Below are 17,445 nucleotides of genomic sequence, written 5' to 3'. Positions count from 1 at the left end.
AATTTTGATTTTTATGCTAGGGTATAAAGATCTGAAAATAAATCAGGAAAATAGATAAGAGGAGTGATAAACATGGAAAACAATAATGGAGTACTTATAATAAAAGAAGAGGATATAGAAAAAAAGGCTATTAGCATAAACAATCAACTTAAAGTCTCACCACAGGTGATGCAAATTGCATCAAATTTAAATATTAAAGATGCAAATGCCATATTAGAATTTGGAAATGAACCAGCACAGCAAATATCCAAATTTGCAGATCAAATATTAAACTCTATTAAAACCAGTAGTGTTGAAGATTCAGGTGTTATGATAAAGGAACTTACAAGTATAATGAAAAAGTTTGACAAACAAGATTTTGAAGAAAGCAAAACTAGTTTCCTCGGAAAGTTGTTTAGTAAACCAGCTAAGGCTATAGATAAAATGATGGGTAAGTATAAAACCATTGGAGGAGAAATAGATAAAATTTATACTCAACTTAGTGGATATAAGGTGGAGATAAACAACTCTAACTTAATGCTTGAAAACCTATATAATCAAAATTTTGAGTATTACGGAGAATTAGAAAAATACATTGCTGCAGGAAATATGATTGTTGAAAAAAGTGAAAGTGGAGAGCTTCCTAAACTTGAGTCCCTAGCAACTAATGGAGAACAAATAAATGTAATTAATTACGAAAATTTTAAAGCTACTCTTGAAATGTTAAAACAGAGAATCTATGATTTGGAAATGGCTAAAATGGTATCATTACAAACTGCTCCTCAGATTAAAATGATTCAAAGAGGAAATTATAAGTTGATATCTAAAGTACATTCTGCTTTTATAATAACTATACCTGTATTTAAAAATGGAATAATTCAAGCTATTGCACTAAAAAAACAAAAGCTAGTAGCAGATTCACTAGCTGAACTTGATAGAACTACTAACGAGTTATTAATGAAAAATGCTGAAAACATAAGAAGTCAAAGTGTAGACATAGCAAAACTCGCTGGAGGCACAAGTGTAAAAATTGAAACTCTAGAGAAAACTTGGAATACAATTATGCAAGGTATCGAAGAAACAAAATCCATTGAAGATGAAAACAAGAGACTGAGAGAAGCTGGAATAGTCAAACTACATGAGATGACAGAAAAACTAAAGCAAAAATCACTAAAATAATAGTTTTATGAATTATAATGCAGTTAGGAAACAAAATAAAGGGTTTAGACTCATGAAAACAAATAACAAGTCAATAGTCTAACATATTGACTTGTTATTTATTTGAATGTTCCTAAGAGGTGATTATATGGATATATTTGAATTACAAGCGGAAAAAAACTTACTAAAAGATGCGCCACTTTCTGAAAGATTAAAACCAGAAAAGTTAGAAGATTACGTAGGGCAAGAGCATATTTTAGGCAAGGGAAAGCTTTTATGGAGAGCAATTAAAGCTGATAAAATAACTTCATTAATACTTTATGGTCCACCAGGTACAGGCAAAACTAGCTTGGCTAAAGTTATTGCAAATACAACAAAATCTAATTTTGTTAGACTTAATGCGGTTACAGATGGGCTAAAGGAATTAAGAGAAGTGGTGGCAAAGGCAAAGAATGATTTGGGAATGTATGACATTAAAACCATCTTATTTATAGATGAAATTCATAGATTTAATAAAGCTCAACAGGATGCATTATTACCATATGTTGAGAAGGGTACAATAGTATTAATTGGGGCAACCACAGAAAACCCATATTTCGAAGTTAATAATGCATTAATTTCTAGGTCTATGCTATTTAAACTGGAGCCCTTGGAAGAAAAACATATTAAAAACATTATTATACGTGGAATAGAGGACAAAAAAGTGGGTTTTGGAAATACTAATATTTGTATGGATAGCGAAGCTATAGATTATCTTGCAAATATGGCAAATGGTGATGCAAGGCGCGCCCTTAATGCCTTGGAGTTGTCAGTACTCACTACAGATAGAGATGAGCTAGGCAAAATAAACATAACCCTTGAGGTTGTAGTGGAATGTCTGCAAAAAAAACATATTAAATATGATAAAAATAGAGACGAACATTACGATGTGATTTCTGCTTTTATTAAAAGCATGAGAGGTTCTGATCCTGATGCTGCGATTCATTACTTAGCTAGGATGATATATGCCGGTGAGGATCCTAAATTCATTGCTAGGAGAATTGTAATAGCTGCAGCTGAGGATGTGGGAAATGCAGATCCTATTGCACTACTGGTAGCAAATAATGCAGCTCAGGCTGTTCAGTTTGTGGGGATGCCTGAAGCAAGAATTATTTTATCTCAAGCTGCAATTTATATCGCATGCGCTCCTAAGAGCAATGCATCGTATATGGCAATTAATAAAGCACTTAAAGATGTAGAAGAAAAAAACATAGGTGGGATACCCGCTCATTTAAGGGATCAAAGTTATAGTGGGGCAAAGAAATTAGGTCATGGGTTAGGATACATGTATCCTCATGACTATGAAGGAAATTATGTGAAGCAGCAATATTTGCCTGAGGAACTAGTTGGTACATTATACTATGAAGCTTTTGATAATGGATATGAGAAAAAAATTAAAGAGCGACTTAAGATATTGAAGAATAAAGATAAAAAGTAGGAAGTAAATCTCCTACTTTTTATTTGAAAATATCTTTTTTATGATAGTTAAAATATCTACTATATATACTAAATATTTTTCAATAGATTCTGTTGCTCCAAGAGCGGTGGCAGTTGTCTGAACTACTACCTCAGTAACATCTTTTATATTGTCAGTTACTTCATATAAGTTTTTAAAGGTTTTTGGTAGAAATTCTAGTATTTCATCAATACTATCTTCATTCTTTTTGATGATTGAATTTACACTTGATATAGTTTTAATGAGTTTTAACAAACCTACTATCAGTATAATTAAAATGACTATACCAAGAAAAATTAATATACCTTGTCCTAATTTAAAAAAATTTACATACATTAATAGCACCACTATTCTTATAAATTTTGGTTATTTTTTACTGTCTTTTTCAATTGATTCGGTTTGTCCTAAAATATTATCTACTGCTTCATTAGCTGTTTCAGCCACAGCATCCACTGTTTCAAAAATTGCTTTTGAAGTCTTTTTTTCATTCAAATATTGAGAAACTTTAACTTTAGCATCTATTACATTATCTTTAGCATCTGAAACTTTATTGTTTAATGCTTCCTTAAGGTCCGCACTTTTTTGTTTGATTTTAACTTTAGCATCTGTTACATTATCGTTAATGTTTTCTTTAAGTTCTATGGTTTTTTCTTTAATATTGTTTGTAATCTCTTTTGATGAGTTAGCAATATCTTTTCTAGTTTCTTTACCAGATTTAGGAGAAAAAAGTAAACCACCGAGTAATCCACTGACACTTCCTGCTGCGGTTCCAATAAGTATTTTTTTTGCAGTTTGAATTTTTAATTTTCTTTGTTTTTCTTTTTTTCTTTTTTCATACCATTTTGTAAGTATCATAAATGTTGCCTCCTTTAAAGATGAAAAATCTTATAATATACTACAATCATATACTTTGTGTAGTTTTTGTCAATGAATAGAGAAAAATGTAACAAAAATGTAACATAAATGTAAAAAGAAATACTCTGTTGAGTATAAATTATTACAAAATCATATCAATTTTTTGTGATGTTTGATAAAATCATAAGGTATATTTGCATATAAGTGGTCTTTTTAAAAAGCTAGTAGGTATATTAGTTATTTTTAGAAGTGTAACGCCCGTAGAATGTGCTGATAGTTAAAGAAATTACCATGGGGGGAAATTTATGATAAAATTATTATGGTATTTATATTTTTCGATATATTTGTGTATTTCATCTCTTAACTTAATTAAAATAAAATACATACAAAAAAAATCACCTAAAGAGTCTGAAATACTTGCCTTTAGAGCAGCACAAAAAATTTCAAAATATGTTTTGAGGGTAACTAAGACTAGTGTGAAAGTCAGTGGTACTGAAAATATACCAGTGGAGAATTGTGTTTTTATAGCAAATCATCAAGCTATTTTTGATGGATTTGCATTACTTGCTTATATTGATAAACCTTTTGGGTTTGTGGCTAAGAAAGAAATAAAAAAGATACCATTGGTTAGCAGTTGGTTAAAATCAATAGGATCAATTTATATAAATAGGCAAAGTCCTAGAGAATCAATTAAAACTATTCAAGAAGGTGTGGAAAAGATAAACCAAGGGTATTCTATGTTGATTTTTCCGGAAGGTACAAGAAGTCTAAAATCTAAAATGAATTCATTTAAAAAAGGGAGTATGAAACTGGCAACAAAGTCTAGAGCGTGCATAGTGCCAATAACAATAGATGGAAGTTATAATGTATTAGAAGTAGGCAGAAAAGTTATGGGAAACAAAATAAATATGGTTATACATAAACCTATTTATTTGTATGGCTTAAGTAAAGAGCAGGAACAGGGTTTAGCAGAATATGTACAAAATATAATAGAAGTGGAATTAAGTAATATATGTAAGGCCAAACAAATATCTTAGAGTAGTTAACAATAATAGTACTTAAAAAATAAAAGAATTGATAAATCGCAAACATAAAAAAAGACTAGGGTTTAGTTTTACACTATGCCCTAATCTTTTTTTTTGAAAATTTATTTAGAATTAATAACCATTTGTGCAATATTATTTGAATGGTCTCCGACTCTTTCTAGATTTGTTAACAACTCTAGGTATACTGAGCCACCAGCTGGGGTGCACTCAAAGTTATTTAATCTAGCTATATGATCATTTTTAAGTTGTTTTTCCATGTCATCTATATTCTCTTCTACATCCATGGCTTTGCGGGCAGCTTGCACATCAGAATTTTCTAAAGCTATTATGGAATTATCAACACAATATTTTACAGTTTCAAACATATGTGCAAGATCAGATATTGCTTTTTCTGAAAAAGAGAGGTTACTATCCATCTTTAGTTTAGCAAGTTCACCTAAGTTATCAGCATGATCCCCAATTCTCTCTATATCATTTACTACATGATATAATGAAGTAATGATTTCAGATTGATGTTCTGATAGAGGAGTATTTGAAAGAGATACCATATAACCAGTTATTTCTCTTTCAAGATAATTTATGGTTACCTCGTGCTCAATAACTGAGCTCATCAAATTTTCATCAGAATTTAAAAAAGCTTGCATTGCATTAGAAAGATTTTCAGAGGCGAGTTTTCCCATTCTACTAATTTCCTTAATAACTTGTCCAACAGCAATTGCAGGAGTTTCCAGGAGTCTTACATCTAAGTATTCGAGTACTAGAGCAGATGATTTTTCATCCTCTCCTGGAACTAATTTATTAACAATCTTAACTAAAACATTTATAAACCAAATTTGAATACATACATTTGTTACATTGAACAATGTGTGTGCGTTGGCAATTTGCCTTTGAATATCTCCACCAAACATTGGAACAATTTTTAACACTGGTTTGAAAGCTAGCATAAACAATATTGTTCCTGTGGTGTTAAAGATTAAATGTATAAGTGCAGCTCTCTTAGCATTTTTAGTTGTTCCTATACTTGCGAGTAGCGCAGTAGCACATGTTCCAATATTATCTCCAAATAGAATAGGAAGTGCAACACCAAGGGAAATACTGCTATTTGCAGCAAGTGCCATTAATATTCCAATAGTAGCACTACTACTTTGAACTGTTGCTGTCATACCAAGACCAACAAGAACTCCCATGAGTGGATATTTTCCGAGTACCACAATAAGGTTTTTAAAGCTATCTAGTTGACTTAAAGGTCTCATAGAAGTTTCCATCATAGACATACCTACAAATAATATACCAAAACCTAGAACGATTTCACCAATATCTCTAGTTTTTTTCTTCTTGCTAAACATAACTAAAACGGCACCTATAGCAAGAATAAATGGTGCTATATCTGTAAGTTTAAAGGCTATAAGTTGAGCGGTCATTGTAGTACCTATGTTTGCTCCCATAATAACCCCAGCAGCTTGAAATAAATTCATAAGTCCTGCATTTACAAAACCTACAGTCATTACTGTAGTTGCACTACTACTTTGAATAATTGCAGTAACCCCTGCACCGACAAGTACGGCGAAAAACTTGTTGCTAGTTAGAATTTCCAGCATTCTTTTTAATTTTTCTCCTGCGGCCTTCTGTAGACCATCCCCCATAAGCTTCATCCCATATACAAATAGTCCTAAACCACCCAAAAGTTGAAAAATCATCTTATAATCCATATTAACTCTCCTTTTAAAAAGAATATTTCCTGCGTTTCTATGAAATTTTATCATAACAATGTTAAGTTAGTGTTAAGTTTTAACTATTTATGTTAATTGTTTTATGATTTTAAACAATTTTTTAAGAAAGATTACGGAATGTTAAGATTGGGTTAATTATAAATGGGAAAGAGAGTGAGGACGGTTAACAACTAATTAATGAAAAATGTAATTAGTTGTTAACCGTCCCCCTAAGAAAAAAGAGAAAGGCCTACATATAGACTTTTCTCTTTCTTAAAATTTCAATTAGTATTAATGCAAAAGCTCCTCCAATGAGTGCAGTTATAAGTTGAGGTATACCCATAGAAATAACTAGCATATTCGCCATTTTTACAGGTATATTTAGCTTGAACAAGGGGATAAGCTTTGATGCAGAAACTGATAAAAATATATATTTTATAAAAGCGCCAAGTATAATTCCTAAGTATTTGCCATATTTACCTCGTTTCCACACAAGTACAAAACAAAGAACAAATAGTATGTTACCAATCATTATAAAGGGGATAAAAGGGCCAAAAGCGCTAGGGAGTTGTCCAGTTAACCAAGCTAGCAGTGGAGTTAAGCAGCCTACAAATACTCCATAAACACCTCCACAAATTGCAGCTGTAAGTATAAGTATTGCATTAATGGCTGGCCCAACAAAAAATTGGCTTATTTGAGGTGCAGTTTTTCCTATAACCTGAAAAACTATAGCTAAGGCAAGGAAGAGACTAGCTTTTACTAGTTTATTAATATTTAAATTTTTCACAATATTTACTCCTATTCTTATTATTCATACATAGTAATAATACCATATTAATACAAAAATTTCAATGTTAAGGTTTAATGGAGATATACTCCTAATCATGCTGAGTTTTTTTATGTGTACAGGCGAAATGTATAAGAAAAAAACTTTTATTATGTAACATTTGTTACCGACTTTATATCTGTATAAAAGTATACTGAAGATAGTTCAAAAATAAGTATCAAATTGTTTATATCAGTATTAATTATTCAAAACAATAAATTTAAAATATATGGAAGACAATTATACAAAATTGTTGTCATTCCAGAAAAATAACAGGAGGAATTTAAAATGGGTATGTTTTGTTATCAATGTCAAGAAGCTTCAAAGGGAACAGGTTGTACAACTCGAGGAGTTTGTGGTAAAACAGATGATCTAGCTAATATGCAGGATCTGTTAATTTATGTTTTAAAAGGAATCTCAATCTACAGCACAAGAGCAAGGAAACTAGGGATAGAAAATGAAGAAGTAAATAAATTTGTAGCAAACGGATTATTCATGACTATAACAAATGCAAATTTTGATAAAAGTAGATTTATACAAACAATAACAAAAGCATTAGAATTACGTGAAGTAATTAAAGGTGAACTATTAAATGCTGGTGGAGCAATAGATGGAAATTTACCTGAATGTGCAACATGGACAGGTAGTGCCTCAGAGTTTGAAAGTAAATCTATGAATGTGGGAGTACTTAAAACAGAAAATGAAGATGTAAGATCACTAAGAGAATTAGTAATATATGGTATTAAGGGAATAGCGGCATATACTGAGCACGGATATAATTTAGGGTATGAAAATAACGATATATATGCATATATGCAAAAGGGATTGGCACAAACAACTAATGATAACCTATCTGTTGATGAGTTGGTGGCATTAGTACTTGAGTGTGGTAAGTATGGAGTAGACGCTATGGCATTATTAGATGAAGCTAACACTACTACTTATGGAAATCCTGAAATTTCAAAGGTTAACATAGGTGTTCGAAACAACCCGGCTATATTAATTAGTGGACATGATTTAAAAGATATGGAAGAACTATTAAAACAAACAGAAGGCACAGGAGTAGATGTATATACTCATAGTGAGATGTTACCAGCAAACTATTACCCAGCTTTCAAAAAATATGCTCATCTTGTAGGTAACTACGGAAATGCATGGTGGAAGCAAGATTCAGAGTTTGAAAGCTTTAATGGACCAATACTAATGACAACAAACTGTATAACTCCTCCAAAGGATTCTTATAAGGATAGAGTTTATACTACTGGAGCAGCTGGATTTGATGGTATGAAGCATATAGAAGATAGAATAGATGGAAATGCAAAAGATTTTTCAGCAATAATTGAGCATGCTAAAAAATGTAGTGCTCCAATTGAAATTGAAAGAGGAGAAATAGTTGGAGGTTTTGCTCATAATCAAGTATTAGCACTAGCTGATAAAGTTGTAGATGCTGTTAAAACAGGCGCAATCAAAAGGTTCTTTGTAATGGCTGGTTGCGATGGAAGAATGAAAGGTCGCGAATACTACACTGAATTTGCAAAAGAATTACCAAATGATACGGTTATTTTAACTGCAGGATGTGCAAAATACAGATACAATAAATTAGAACTTGGAGATATTGGTGGAATTCCTAGAGTTCTAGATGCAGGTCAATGTAATGACTCATATTCATTAGTTGTTATAGCAATGAAACTTCAAGAAGTATTTGGACTATCTGATATCAATGAGTTACCAATAACATACAATATTGCATGGTATGAGCAAAAAGCTGTAATAGTACTACTCGCCTTATTACACTTAGGCGTTAAAAATATTCACTTAGGACCAACATTGCCAGCATTTTTATCCCCAAATGTTGTTAATGTGTTAGTTGAGAATTTTGGAATAGCTGGAATTTCAACTGTGGAAGAGGATATGAAAATGTTTATGGCTTAGAATTTTAATGGAGCACCCTAAAGAAGTTTAGGGTGCTTGTATTTATAATTAACTTCATGGCATAATAATTTTACATAAGAATAGATTTTAAGGGTAGAATAATCATGAGGTGATTTTAATGGATAAAGAGTACTTAAAAGATTCTAATGGTATAGCTTATGCTGATTTATCACAAGGAGAAACAGAAAAATTAAAAGAACTAGAGAAAACTTTTAATAATGAGTTTCAGCGTGATTATTATCTTATGGCCATGAAAAAGCATATTATAAAATCCTGACAAAAGTCAGGATTTTATTTGTAGTATAGTAAATTTAGTGATTTTATATACTTAAGTGTGAAATAGTTTATATGTGCTAGAGTTCCTTATATATGCAATAATTGTGTTATATTATACAATATTAGAAATAATAATATGGTAATTTAAAGAAGAAAACAGTGATTTAAAGCATTTAATTAACAAAATGCGACAAATTATGTACTGAATTTTAAATTTTTAAGAATATATTTTGAAAAACGCTTGAATATTTTCAAAATGTATTTTAAACTATAGAAGAGGTAATGTTAATATGGATATTGATTATAAAGTATTAAAATCTCTTAGTAGCAATGTTGTTGTTTCTGAAAAAAACAATAATGTCTATGTGCTTTTTGGTAAAGGAATAGGTTTTGGTAAAAAACCTGGTGAACTTATAACTAAAGCAAGTACTATAGAGCAGAAGTTTATTAAAATTGATGATAGTGAAAAAGCTAACTATGTTGAAATTCTTAATAATGTAGAAGGCAAAATTTTGGCAGTAACAGAAGAAATAATTTCTCTTGCAGAAGATATTTTAAAAGAAAAGTTAACTTCACGTATACATGTTGGGCTGGCTGACCATATTAGTTTTGCAATGAAAAGAATAGAACTTGGAATTGATATAGTTAATCCTTTTTTAAATGAAATACAGACGTTATATCCTAAAGAATATAGCATAGCAGAAAAAGGTTCAGAACTTATTAAAGAAAAATTAAATGTAGAGCTACCAGAAAGTGAAATCGGTTTTATTACTCTTCATGTACATTCTGCTAGAGTTAATAAAGAAGTGTCTCAAAGCCTTAAATATACTAGAATTATTAAAGAAGTAATGGAATATATTCAAGAGCTACTTGGAATAAATACTAATCAAAAATCCATGGAATATGCGAGGCTAGTATCACATTTAAGATATGCACTAGATAGAATTGAAAATGATAAGGTTTTAAAAAATGTAATGTTAGAATCCGTTAAAACTTCAATGAGTGAAGAGTATGAAATTTCTAAGAAGGTATGTAAATTTATATCAGAAAAGCTTTTTAAAGAAGTTTGCGAAGATGAAGTTGGATATATGTCATTGCATATTTATAGATTAAAGCAATCAAATTAAAAAAATAATGTTTATAATATTAGGTGTGTTACTGATTAGATCAGGCATGAACCATATAAAATGCTTTTAATGCATCTTATTAGGTTATGTCTTTTTTTTTAATAGTATTTTAGAAGCCAGCCAGTTTACTGGATTAAGTCACTTTTGTAGATTCTTAATAAATGTATTTAAAATGCTAAACAATGCACAAACTAATATTTATATAAATTATAAAAATTAAAAATGAAATCTCATAATTAAGTAAATTTAGGAGTCTAACAATTATTAATTGTTAGCTACCTTAGAGAAGGCGAGGATGATAAAAATGTTTGGTTTTTTTAATAAAAAAAGTAAAGAAGAAAAGAGTATGATTATTAAATCTCCAGTTGTGGGAAGATGTTTTGACATATCAGAAATACCTGATGAGGTTTTTTCTACAAAAATGTTAGGTAATGGAATAGGATTTGAATCTACAGAAGGGATTTTATATGCACCAGCTGATGGTGAAATTCTGCAAGTATTCCCTACAAAACATGCTATCGTTTTAAAAACTAAAGAAGGCGTAGAGATATTACTTCACATTGGTATTGATACTGTAGAAATGAAGGGCGAAGGCTTTGAAGCTTTCACCGAAAAAGGTAAGCAAGTCAAGGCTGGAGATAAATTATTATCATTTGATAATGAGTTAATAAAAACTAAAGCTAAGTCTAATTTATGTGTGTTAGTTCTTACAGATAATGAAATAATGGAATCTGTAGAATTTAAACTAGGAAATGTAGATAAAAATAATGAAGTAATAATAGTAAAATTAAAGAAATAGGGGTGCGTATATTATGATAGAAAAAAAAGCAATAGTTAAAAGTGAAACAGGAATACATGCAAGACCGGCATTGTCAGTAGTTAAAGAGGCTTCTAAGTTTAAATCAGAAGTACTTATAGTAAAAGATGGCAATGAGTATAATGCTAAAAGTATAGTAGCTATAATGTGTATGGCAGCTGTTAAAAATGATGAAATAACAATAAAAGCAACCGGTGATGATGAAGAAGCCGCTGCATTAGCTATGGTAAAACTTATAGAACAAGGACTTGAATAATAGGAAAAAAACAATTGAAGATTGTTATCTTTCTAAAGGACTACTAGGAGGAATTGATGTATGTTAAAAGGAATAGGTGCATCCTTTGGAATAGCTATAGGAAAAGCATTAGTTATTAGAGAAGAAGTTGTAGAAATTAATAAAAGCGTGGTTGTGGACTTTGAGGGTGAGCTAGCTAGGTTTAATAATGCATTGCAACAAGCGATGACGCAACTGGAAATAATAAATAGTGATGTAAAAGAAAAATTAGGAAGCGCAAAGGCTGAAATATTCGAAGCTCATTTATTTATGCTTAAAGATCCAGAATTCATAGGTTCTATTCAAAAGAAAATTACCACTGATAAATTCAATGCAGAATATGCATTACAAACTGTAGCAGAGGAAACAGCAGCTATTTTCGAGCTTATGGAAAATAAATATATGACGGAAAGAGCTGCAGACATTAGGGATGTAAGTAAAAGAGTATTAAATATACTAATGGGAATAAGTGCAACTTCAATTGCAGATATTAAAGATGAGTGTATATTAATAGCAAAGGACCTTACTCCCTCTGATACAGCACAAATTGATAAAACTAAAATTTTGGCGTTAGTAACTGAAATAGGAGGAAAAACTGCTCATACTTGCATTATTGCACGCTCTTTGGAGCTACCTGCGGTTGTAGGTGTTGGTGCTAGCCTAAGAGAAATTAAAGATGGCGATTTAATTGTTGTAGATGGAGAAGAGGGAATAATTATTATTAATCCTGATGAGAAAACTTTAAATGATTACAAAGCTAAAAGAATAGAATTCATTGAAGCTAAAAATCAACTAATTAAGTATGCCACTATGAAATCTACTACACTAGACGGCAAAACAGTTGAGCTTGCTGCCAACATAGGTTCTGTAGAAGACTTAGAATCTGTTACTCGAAATGGTGCAGAAGCTATAGGATTATTTAGAACAGAGTTTTTATACATGTCAAAAACTGCTCTTCCCACTGAAGAAGAGCAGTTTGAGCAGTACAAGTCAGTTCTTGAAAAGATGAGTGGAAAACCTGTCATTATAAGAACCCTAGATATTGGTGGAGACAAGAAATTAGATTATTTGCCTATGGAAAGTGAAATGAATCCTTTCTTAGGATATAGAGCTATAAGACTTTGTCTTGATAGAACAGATATATTTATAACTCAATTAAGAGCACTAGTTCGGGCATCTGCCTATGGCAACCTTAAAATCATGTTTCCTATGATATCATGTCTTCAGGAACTGAGAAAGGCTAAAAAAATCTTAGAACAGTGTAAAAATGATCTTAAATCAGAAGGCGTAGTATTTAATGAAAATCTCCAAGTGGGCATTATGATTGAAATACCTTCTGCGGCATTAATATCAGATATATTAGCTAAAGAGGTGGATTTTTTCAGTATAGGTACAAATGATTTGATTCAGTATACTACTGCAGTTGATAGAATGAATGAGAAAATATCATATTTATATGATTTCTACCATCCAGGGGTTTTAAGACTTATTAAAACTGTAATAGATAATGGACATAAGGCAGGAATTATGGTGGGTATGTGTGGTGAAATGGCTGGAGATACTAATCTTATTCCGGTGCTACTTGGATTTGGACTAGATGAATTAAGTATGAGTGCATCTTCAATATTAAGAGCACGTAAAGCTGTTACAAATTCTAACTATGAAGAGTGCATAAAACTATCCGAGCCAGTATTATCGCTTGGTGATTCAGATGAGATAAAGAAATTTATAAAAGATAATACTAAAGCATAAGGCTTATACTAACATACAAGAAATAATTCAAAGTGCAATCTATTCTTTAATTAAGGATAGGTTGCTTTTTTGTGCTAAAATTCTATATAATCTAATTAGGTACATTTTAAAAATTAAAATATTTATAGTATAAAGGATGAGATTAGATGCTTAAATTAAATGAGAAACTTATTTTTCATATAGATGTTAATTCAGCTTTTCTTTCTTGGAGCGCTTCAGAGAAACTTATGCAAGGCTCGGATATTGACCTCAGGGATATAGCCGCTGTAATAGGAGGGGACGAAGAGTCGCGAAGAGGTGTAGTACTCGCAAAATCTATGTTAGCTAAAAAAAATGGAATAATAACAGGAGAAAGCTTATTTACTGCAAGAAAGAAATGTATAGACCTTGTAGTTATATCACCTGACTTTAGTTTATATGAAAGGTGTAGTAGGAGTATGAGGGAAATTTTTAGTGATTATACACCTTATGTGGAGAAATTCTCTATTGATGAGTGCTTTTTAGATGTAACAAATTATAATACTTCAAAAGAAGCAGCCCTTTTGCTAGCTTGTGAAATTAAGGATAGGATAAAGGCAGAACTAGGATTTACAGTAAATATTGGAATATCAGATGTTAAACTTCTAGCTAAGATGGCATCTGATTTTGAAAAGCCTGATAAAATACATACACTTTTTAAGACGGAGATTGAAAAAAAATTGTGGCATCTACCAGTAGGAGAGCTTTTCATGGTGGGAAAGAGAACTGTTCCTAGGCTTAATAATTTAAATATATTTACTATAGGGGATTTAGCTCAGTATGATGTGGGAATTTTGAAATATCACTTTAAAAGTAGTGGGTATGTGATGTGGAAATATGCAAATGGTATAGATAATTCGCAGGTAAAATGGAATAAATATGAGGTAAAAGGAATAAGCAATTCCACTACATTATCGGATGATATTAAAAGTAAAAATGAAGCCTATAAAGTATTATTATCATTGGTAGAACATACATCAACTAGATTAAGAAATATAAAAAAGTGTTCCTATTGTATTTGTGTGACTATAAGAAATCAGGAATTTAATGATTCTTCTCGCAGTAAGACTTTAAATAATGCTACAGATTCAACGCAGGAAATACTAGAAACAGTTAAAAACCTTTTTGATGAATTATGGAAGGGAGAACCAATAAGATTACTCGGAGTTTCTCTTAATAATTTATGTGAGGATAATTTCAAGCAAACATCAATTTTTGATATTGATAATGCTTATGATGAAAGGAAAAGAAATTTAGATAAAACTATAGATAATCTTAGGCGAAAGTATGGCGAAACTTCAGTTGTGAAATCAGTAATGCTTAAGAATAAAAAGTGTCCATAAGTCCCCAAATAAAGAAACTGTTCTAATTCACAGGAAAAAAATATAAACTGTGTAGGAGTACTATTTTTACGGAGGGTATAAGAGGCATGGACAATAGAGCGCTAATACCACTATATATTAATGGAGATTTGATAAATAATTTATATACAATTGTAATACAGGAATTTGCGGAGATTAAAAGTGAAACCACTAGAAAGCAATTAACGATTAGCACTATTACACCGCTATATGAACTTACTTGTGGTAAAATAATGCAGGGTGACTTAAATGTTCAACTTGTAAATGAATTCTCGTCGCAGAAAATTGAAGAAAGAGTTTCAATTGTGATAACAATACTGTCAAGAATAAAAAACATACTAAACGATCAAAGTATGTTAAAGATTATAAATAATGAGAATGATGTAAAGAATATAGTGGAATTCGATTTTATTCAGTTTACGGGTGCATTGTATAAAAATCCAGTTATAGAGTATATAGAAGATATAATAAGGGTGATGGAAATGCAATTGGCTTTCTCACCTGAAAATACAGAAAATGGTGATGAAAGTCAAGATCATAAAGTTAAGATGCAAGTTTTAAAAATTCTGAAAGATGATATGGAAAACTGCAAAAGAGAAAAATGTTTAAAATTCATCAGTAGTAGCATAGGTAATAGCAACACAAAGGTTATAGTGCCCATAGAGATAAAATATATGGCGGATAATTTAGATTATATTGAAGGTGCTAAAATCACTGTGCTTGGTAAAGTTGTAAGGATTTCAAAGGAAAATGAAAACAATAGCAATAGTTTGCTCAGTGGCACATATTTTGATTATTTGGATGAGGGGTATTTTCAAGAATTTAAAAATAGATTTCTAAAAAGTACTAATTTAATTAGGGATTATGATAAGAGTCAAATAGACATTAATAATCCTATAATTGAAATTATACCTATAGCAATGTATATTTAAGATAAGGAACATTAAAATAAATATTAAGTATAAACAATATCAGCATGAATTGATATTTATTTTTATGCAACTTATAGTAAAAAAATAAAGGGTGATTGGAATGATTGATAAAAACATAGAAATGCATATACCAATAGATGTGAAAATCATTTTAGAATGTTTGGAAAATAATGGATATGAATCTTATATAGTAGGCGGAAGTGTACGTGATTGTAAAATTGGCAAAGCCCTGCCTAAGGACTATGATATAACTACTAATGCTCTGCCTGAAGATATTATTAGAATCTTTGATAAAACGGTACCTACAGGTATAGAACACGGAACTGTCACTGTTATGATAAATGGAGATGGATACGAAGTTACAACATACAGAATAGACGGCGAATACCTAGACAATAGAAGACCGGAGGGTGTTACATTTGTTCTAAATTTAAAAGAAGACTTAGCTAGAAGAGATTTTACTATAAATGCACTGGCTTTTAATGAGCAGCATGGTCTTATTGATTATTTTGGTGGCAGGTTGGATTTAGAAAATAAAATAATTAGAGCTGTAGGAGAGGCGAATAAAAGGTTTCAAGAGGACGCACTAAGAATGCTTAGGGCTATTCGTTTTGCAGCGTCATTAGATTTTCATATAGAGGAAAAAACACTAGAGGCTATAAAAGCAAATTCTAACCTTATTTTAAATGTAAGTAATGAAAGAATTAGAGATGAACTATGTAAAATGATGGTATCCAATAACTCTACAAAAGCTTTAAGAGGACTAGAGGAGACTAAACTATTAGAATTTATACTACCAGAACTTCAAAAGGCCGTAGGATTTAATCAGAAAAATCCTCACCATGACAAAGATGTATTTGAACACATTTTAGCAGTTGTGGAAAACAGCCCGCAGTCATTAAATATAAGAATGGCAGCATTGTTACACGACATAGCTAAACCAAATTGTTTTACTATAGATAAGAGGGGTATAGGTCATTTTTATGGCCATGATAAAAAAAGCTTTATAATGTGCCAGCAAATACTTAGACGACTTAAATTCGATAATCAAAGTATAAGTAAAATCAGCATTTTAGTAAAGGAACATATGAATGTACTTACAAAACCATCAGATGCTTCTGTAAAACGCCTTATTAATAGAGTTGGTGTAGATTTAGTACGTGACCTCTTCGCCTTGCAGAGAGCAGATGCGCTGGGTTCTAAGTCTTCTGAAATCCGTTTAGGCGAAATTAGTAGAGTAGAAGAAAGAGCAATGGCTATTTTAGAATCTAAAGTTCCACTATCAGTAAGTGATCTTGCAGTAAACGGCGGAGATTTAATGAGTGAATTTTCTATTAAATCAGGGAAAGAGATAGGGGAGATGCTTAAATTTCTTTTAGATAAAACCTTAGAAAATCCAGAACTTAATAGCAAAGAGAAACTTTTAGCTATAATTCAACATGAATATAAGAAATAAAAAAGATACTTTACATCTATCTTCTTTAAGTTATCTGCATCTATAAGAATTATTATAAAAATTTGGTATAAAACCTTCACTTAGACACAACATAATAAGGCACATAAAAATAAATATTCATCACTTATTCAATTATTATGTATTTGAATGTGTCTATGTGAAAGGAGGTATTTATATGAAAACTAATGAAACAATAACAGTACTAAATGAATTTGGCAAGAAAGTAGATTTAGAATTGATTGATGCTATTAAAATGGATGGAAATGAATATGTGATAGTTGGGCCTAAGGATTCTGATGAGGCTTATGCTTACAGATCAGTTGTAAAGAATGGTGAAACGGAATACACGTCTATAGGCCTTGGAGCTGAGTTTAAAAAAGTGTTAGATAAGTATAATGAGCACCAAGCTTAGTAATAATTGGTAGGAGGGTT

17 protein-coding genes are annotated in these 17,445 nt (G+C 30.9%); 13 read left to right on the top strand and 4 right to left on the bottom strand.

Going from position 1 to position 17,445, the window contains the following annotated elements; translation table 11 throughout:
* Window positions 1–72 precede the first annotated feature (72 nt).
* Both G9F72_RS20660 and G9F72_RS20655 read left to right on the top strand, forming a co-directional pair.
* Window positions 73–1,158 carry a toxic anion resistance protein gene (locus G9F72_RS20660; protein WP_164957695.1) on the top strand — a complete coding sequence of 362 codons (1,086 nt, stop codon included), beginning with the start codon at window positions 73–75 and terminating at the stop codon, window positions 1,156–1,158.
* 127 nt (window positions 1,159–1,285) lie between these two features.
* Window positions 1,286–2,614 carry a replication-associated recombination protein A gene (locus tag G9F72_RS20655; protein ID WP_164957696.1) on the top strand — a complete coding sequence of 443 codons (1,329 nt, stop codon included), beginning with the start codon at window positions 1,286–1,288 and terminating at the stop codon, window positions 2,612–2,614.
* A 12-nt stretch (window positions 2,615–2,626) separates the two neighbouring features.
* Here the strand turns inward: G9F72_RS20655 and G9F72_RS20650 are convergent, their stop codons facing one another.
* Together G9F72_RS20650 and G9F72_RS20645 are read right to left on the bottom strand one after the other, a co-directional pair.
* The gene (locus tag G9F72_RS20650) at window positions 2,627–2,968 is read right to left on the bottom strand and encodes a hypothetical protein (protein ID WP_164957697.1); all 342 of its coding nucleotides are present in this window, start codon (window positions 2,966–2,968) and stop codon (window positions 2,627–2,629) included.
* A gap of 30 nt (window positions 2,969–2,998) precedes the next feature.
* Entirely contained in the window at window positions 2,999–3,487 is a 489-nt protein-coding gene (locus G9F72_RS20645; protein ID WP_164957698.1) for a YtxH domain-containing protein, read from the bottom strand.
* 305 nt (window positions 3,488–3,792) lie between these two features.
* Between G9F72_RS20645 and G9F72_RS20640 the strand changes: the two genes are divergently transcribed.
* Complete coding sequence (locus G9F72_RS20640) at window positions 3,793–4,524, top strand: lysophospholipid acyltransferase family protein (RefSeq protein WP_164957699.1); 732 nt, start codon at window positions 3,793–3,795, stop codon at window positions 4,522–4,524.
* A 110-nt stretch (window positions 4,525–4,634) separates the two neighbouring features.
* On the opposite strand, the gene G9F72_RS20635 is transcribed toward G9F72_RS20640, so the two are convergent.
* Both G9F72_RS20635 and G9F72_RS20630 read right to left on the bottom strand, forming a co-directional pair.
* Window positions 4,635–6,242 carry a Na/Pi cotransporter family protein gene (locus G9F72_RS20635; protein ID WP_164957700.1) on the bottom strand — a complete coding sequence of 536 codons (1,608 nt, stop codon included), beginning with the start codon at window positions 6,240–6,242 and terminating at the stop codon, window positions 4,635–4,637.
* A gap of 250 nt (window positions 6,243–6,492) precedes the next feature.
* The gene (locus G9F72_RS20630; protein WP_224676198.1) at window positions 6,493–7,029 is read right to left on the bottom strand and encodes an ECF transporter S component; all 537 of its coding nucleotides are present in this window, start codon (window positions 7,027–7,029) and stop codon (window positions 6,493–6,495) included.
* A gap of 327 nt (window positions 7,030–7,356) precedes the next feature.
* On the opposite strand from G9F72_RS20630, the gene hcp reads away from it, so the two are divergent.
* The 10 genes from hcp (at window position 7,357) to G9F72_RS20580 (ending at window position 17,425) form a co-directional block, all read left to right on the top strand.
* Window positions 7,357–9,000 carry a hydroxylamine reductase gene (gene hcp / locus G9F72_RS20625; RefSeq protein WP_164957701.1) on the top strand — a complete coding sequence of 548 codons (1,644 nt, stop codon included), beginning with the start codon at window positions 7,357–7,359 and terminating at the stop codon, window positions 8,998–9,000.
* Between the two features lie 118 nt (window positions 9,001–9,118).
* Window positions 9,119–9,277, top strand: a complete 159-nt coding sequence (locus G9F72_RS20620) for a polynucleotide phosphorylase (RefSeq protein ID WP_164957702.1) — start codon at window positions 9,119–9,121, stop codon at window positions 9,275–9,277.
* 289 nt (window positions 9,278–9,566) lie between these two features.
* Window positions 9,567–10,403: a PRD domain-containing protein gene (locus G9F72_RS20615; RefSeq protein WP_164957703.1), complete on the top strand. Its 837-nt coding sequence runs from the start codon at window positions 9,567–9,569 to the stop codon at window positions 10,401–10,403.
* Window positions 10,404–10,707: 304 nt separating this feature from the next.
* On the top strand, window positions 10,708–11,202 hold the full coding sequence (locus G9F72_RS20610; protein ID WP_164957704.1) for a PTS glucose transporter subunit IIA: 495 nt from the start codon (window positions 10,708–10,710) through the stop codon (window positions 11,200–11,202).
* A 13-nt stretch (window positions 11,203–11,215) separates the two neighbouring features.
* The gene (locus tag G9F72_RS20605; protein ID WP_164957705.1) at window positions 11,216–11,476 is read left to right on the top strand and encodes an HPr family phosphocarrier protein; all 261 of its coding nucleotides are present in this window, start codon (window positions 11,216–11,218) and stop codon (window positions 11,474–11,476) included.
* A 60-nt stretch (window positions 11,477–11,536) separates the two neighbouring features.
* Window positions 11,537–13,246, top strand: coding sequence for a phosphoenolpyruvate--protein phosphotransferase (ptsP, locus tag G9F72_RS20600; RefSeq protein WP_164957706.1), 1,710 nt, complete (start codon window positions 11,537–11,539; stop codon window positions 13,244–13,246).
* Window positions 13,247–13,392: 146 nt separating this feature from the next.
* Window positions 13,393–14,607, top strand: a complete 1,215-nt coding sequence (locus G9F72_RS20595; protein WP_164957707.1) for a DNA polymerase IV — start codon at window positions 13,393–13,395, stop codon at window positions 14,605–14,607.
* 86 nt (window positions 14,608–14,693) lie between these two features.
* Window positions 14,694–15,557 carry a hypothetical protein gene (locus G9F72_RS20590; RefSeq protein ID WP_164957708.1) on the top strand — a complete coding sequence of 288 codons (864 nt, stop codon included), beginning with the start codon at window positions 14,694–14,696 and terminating at the stop codon, window positions 15,555–15,557.
* A 100-nt stretch (window positions 15,558–15,657) separates the two neighbouring features.
* Entirely contained in the window at window positions 15,658–17,013 is a 1,356-nt protein-coding gene (locus G9F72_RS20585) for a CCA tRNA nucleotidyltransferase (protein ID WP_164957709.1), read from the top strand.
* A 175-nt stretch (window positions 17,014–17,188) separates the two neighbouring features.
* Window positions 17,189–17,425 carry a DUF1292 domain-containing protein gene (locus tag G9F72_RS20580; protein ID WP_164957710.1) on the top strand — a complete coding sequence of 79 codons (237 nt, stop codon included), beginning with the start codon at window positions 17,189–17,191 and terminating at the stop codon, window positions 17,423–17,425.
* Window positions 17,426–17,445: the final 20 nt, after the last annotated feature.

Origin of the sequence: Clostridium estertheticum (assembly GCF_011065935.2) — a bacterium.
GTDB lineage: Bacteria > Bacillota > Clostridia > Clostridiales > Clostridiaceae > Clostridium_AD > Clostridium_AD estertheticum_A.
This window is presented reverse-complemented; position numbering and strand designations above follow the sequence as displayed.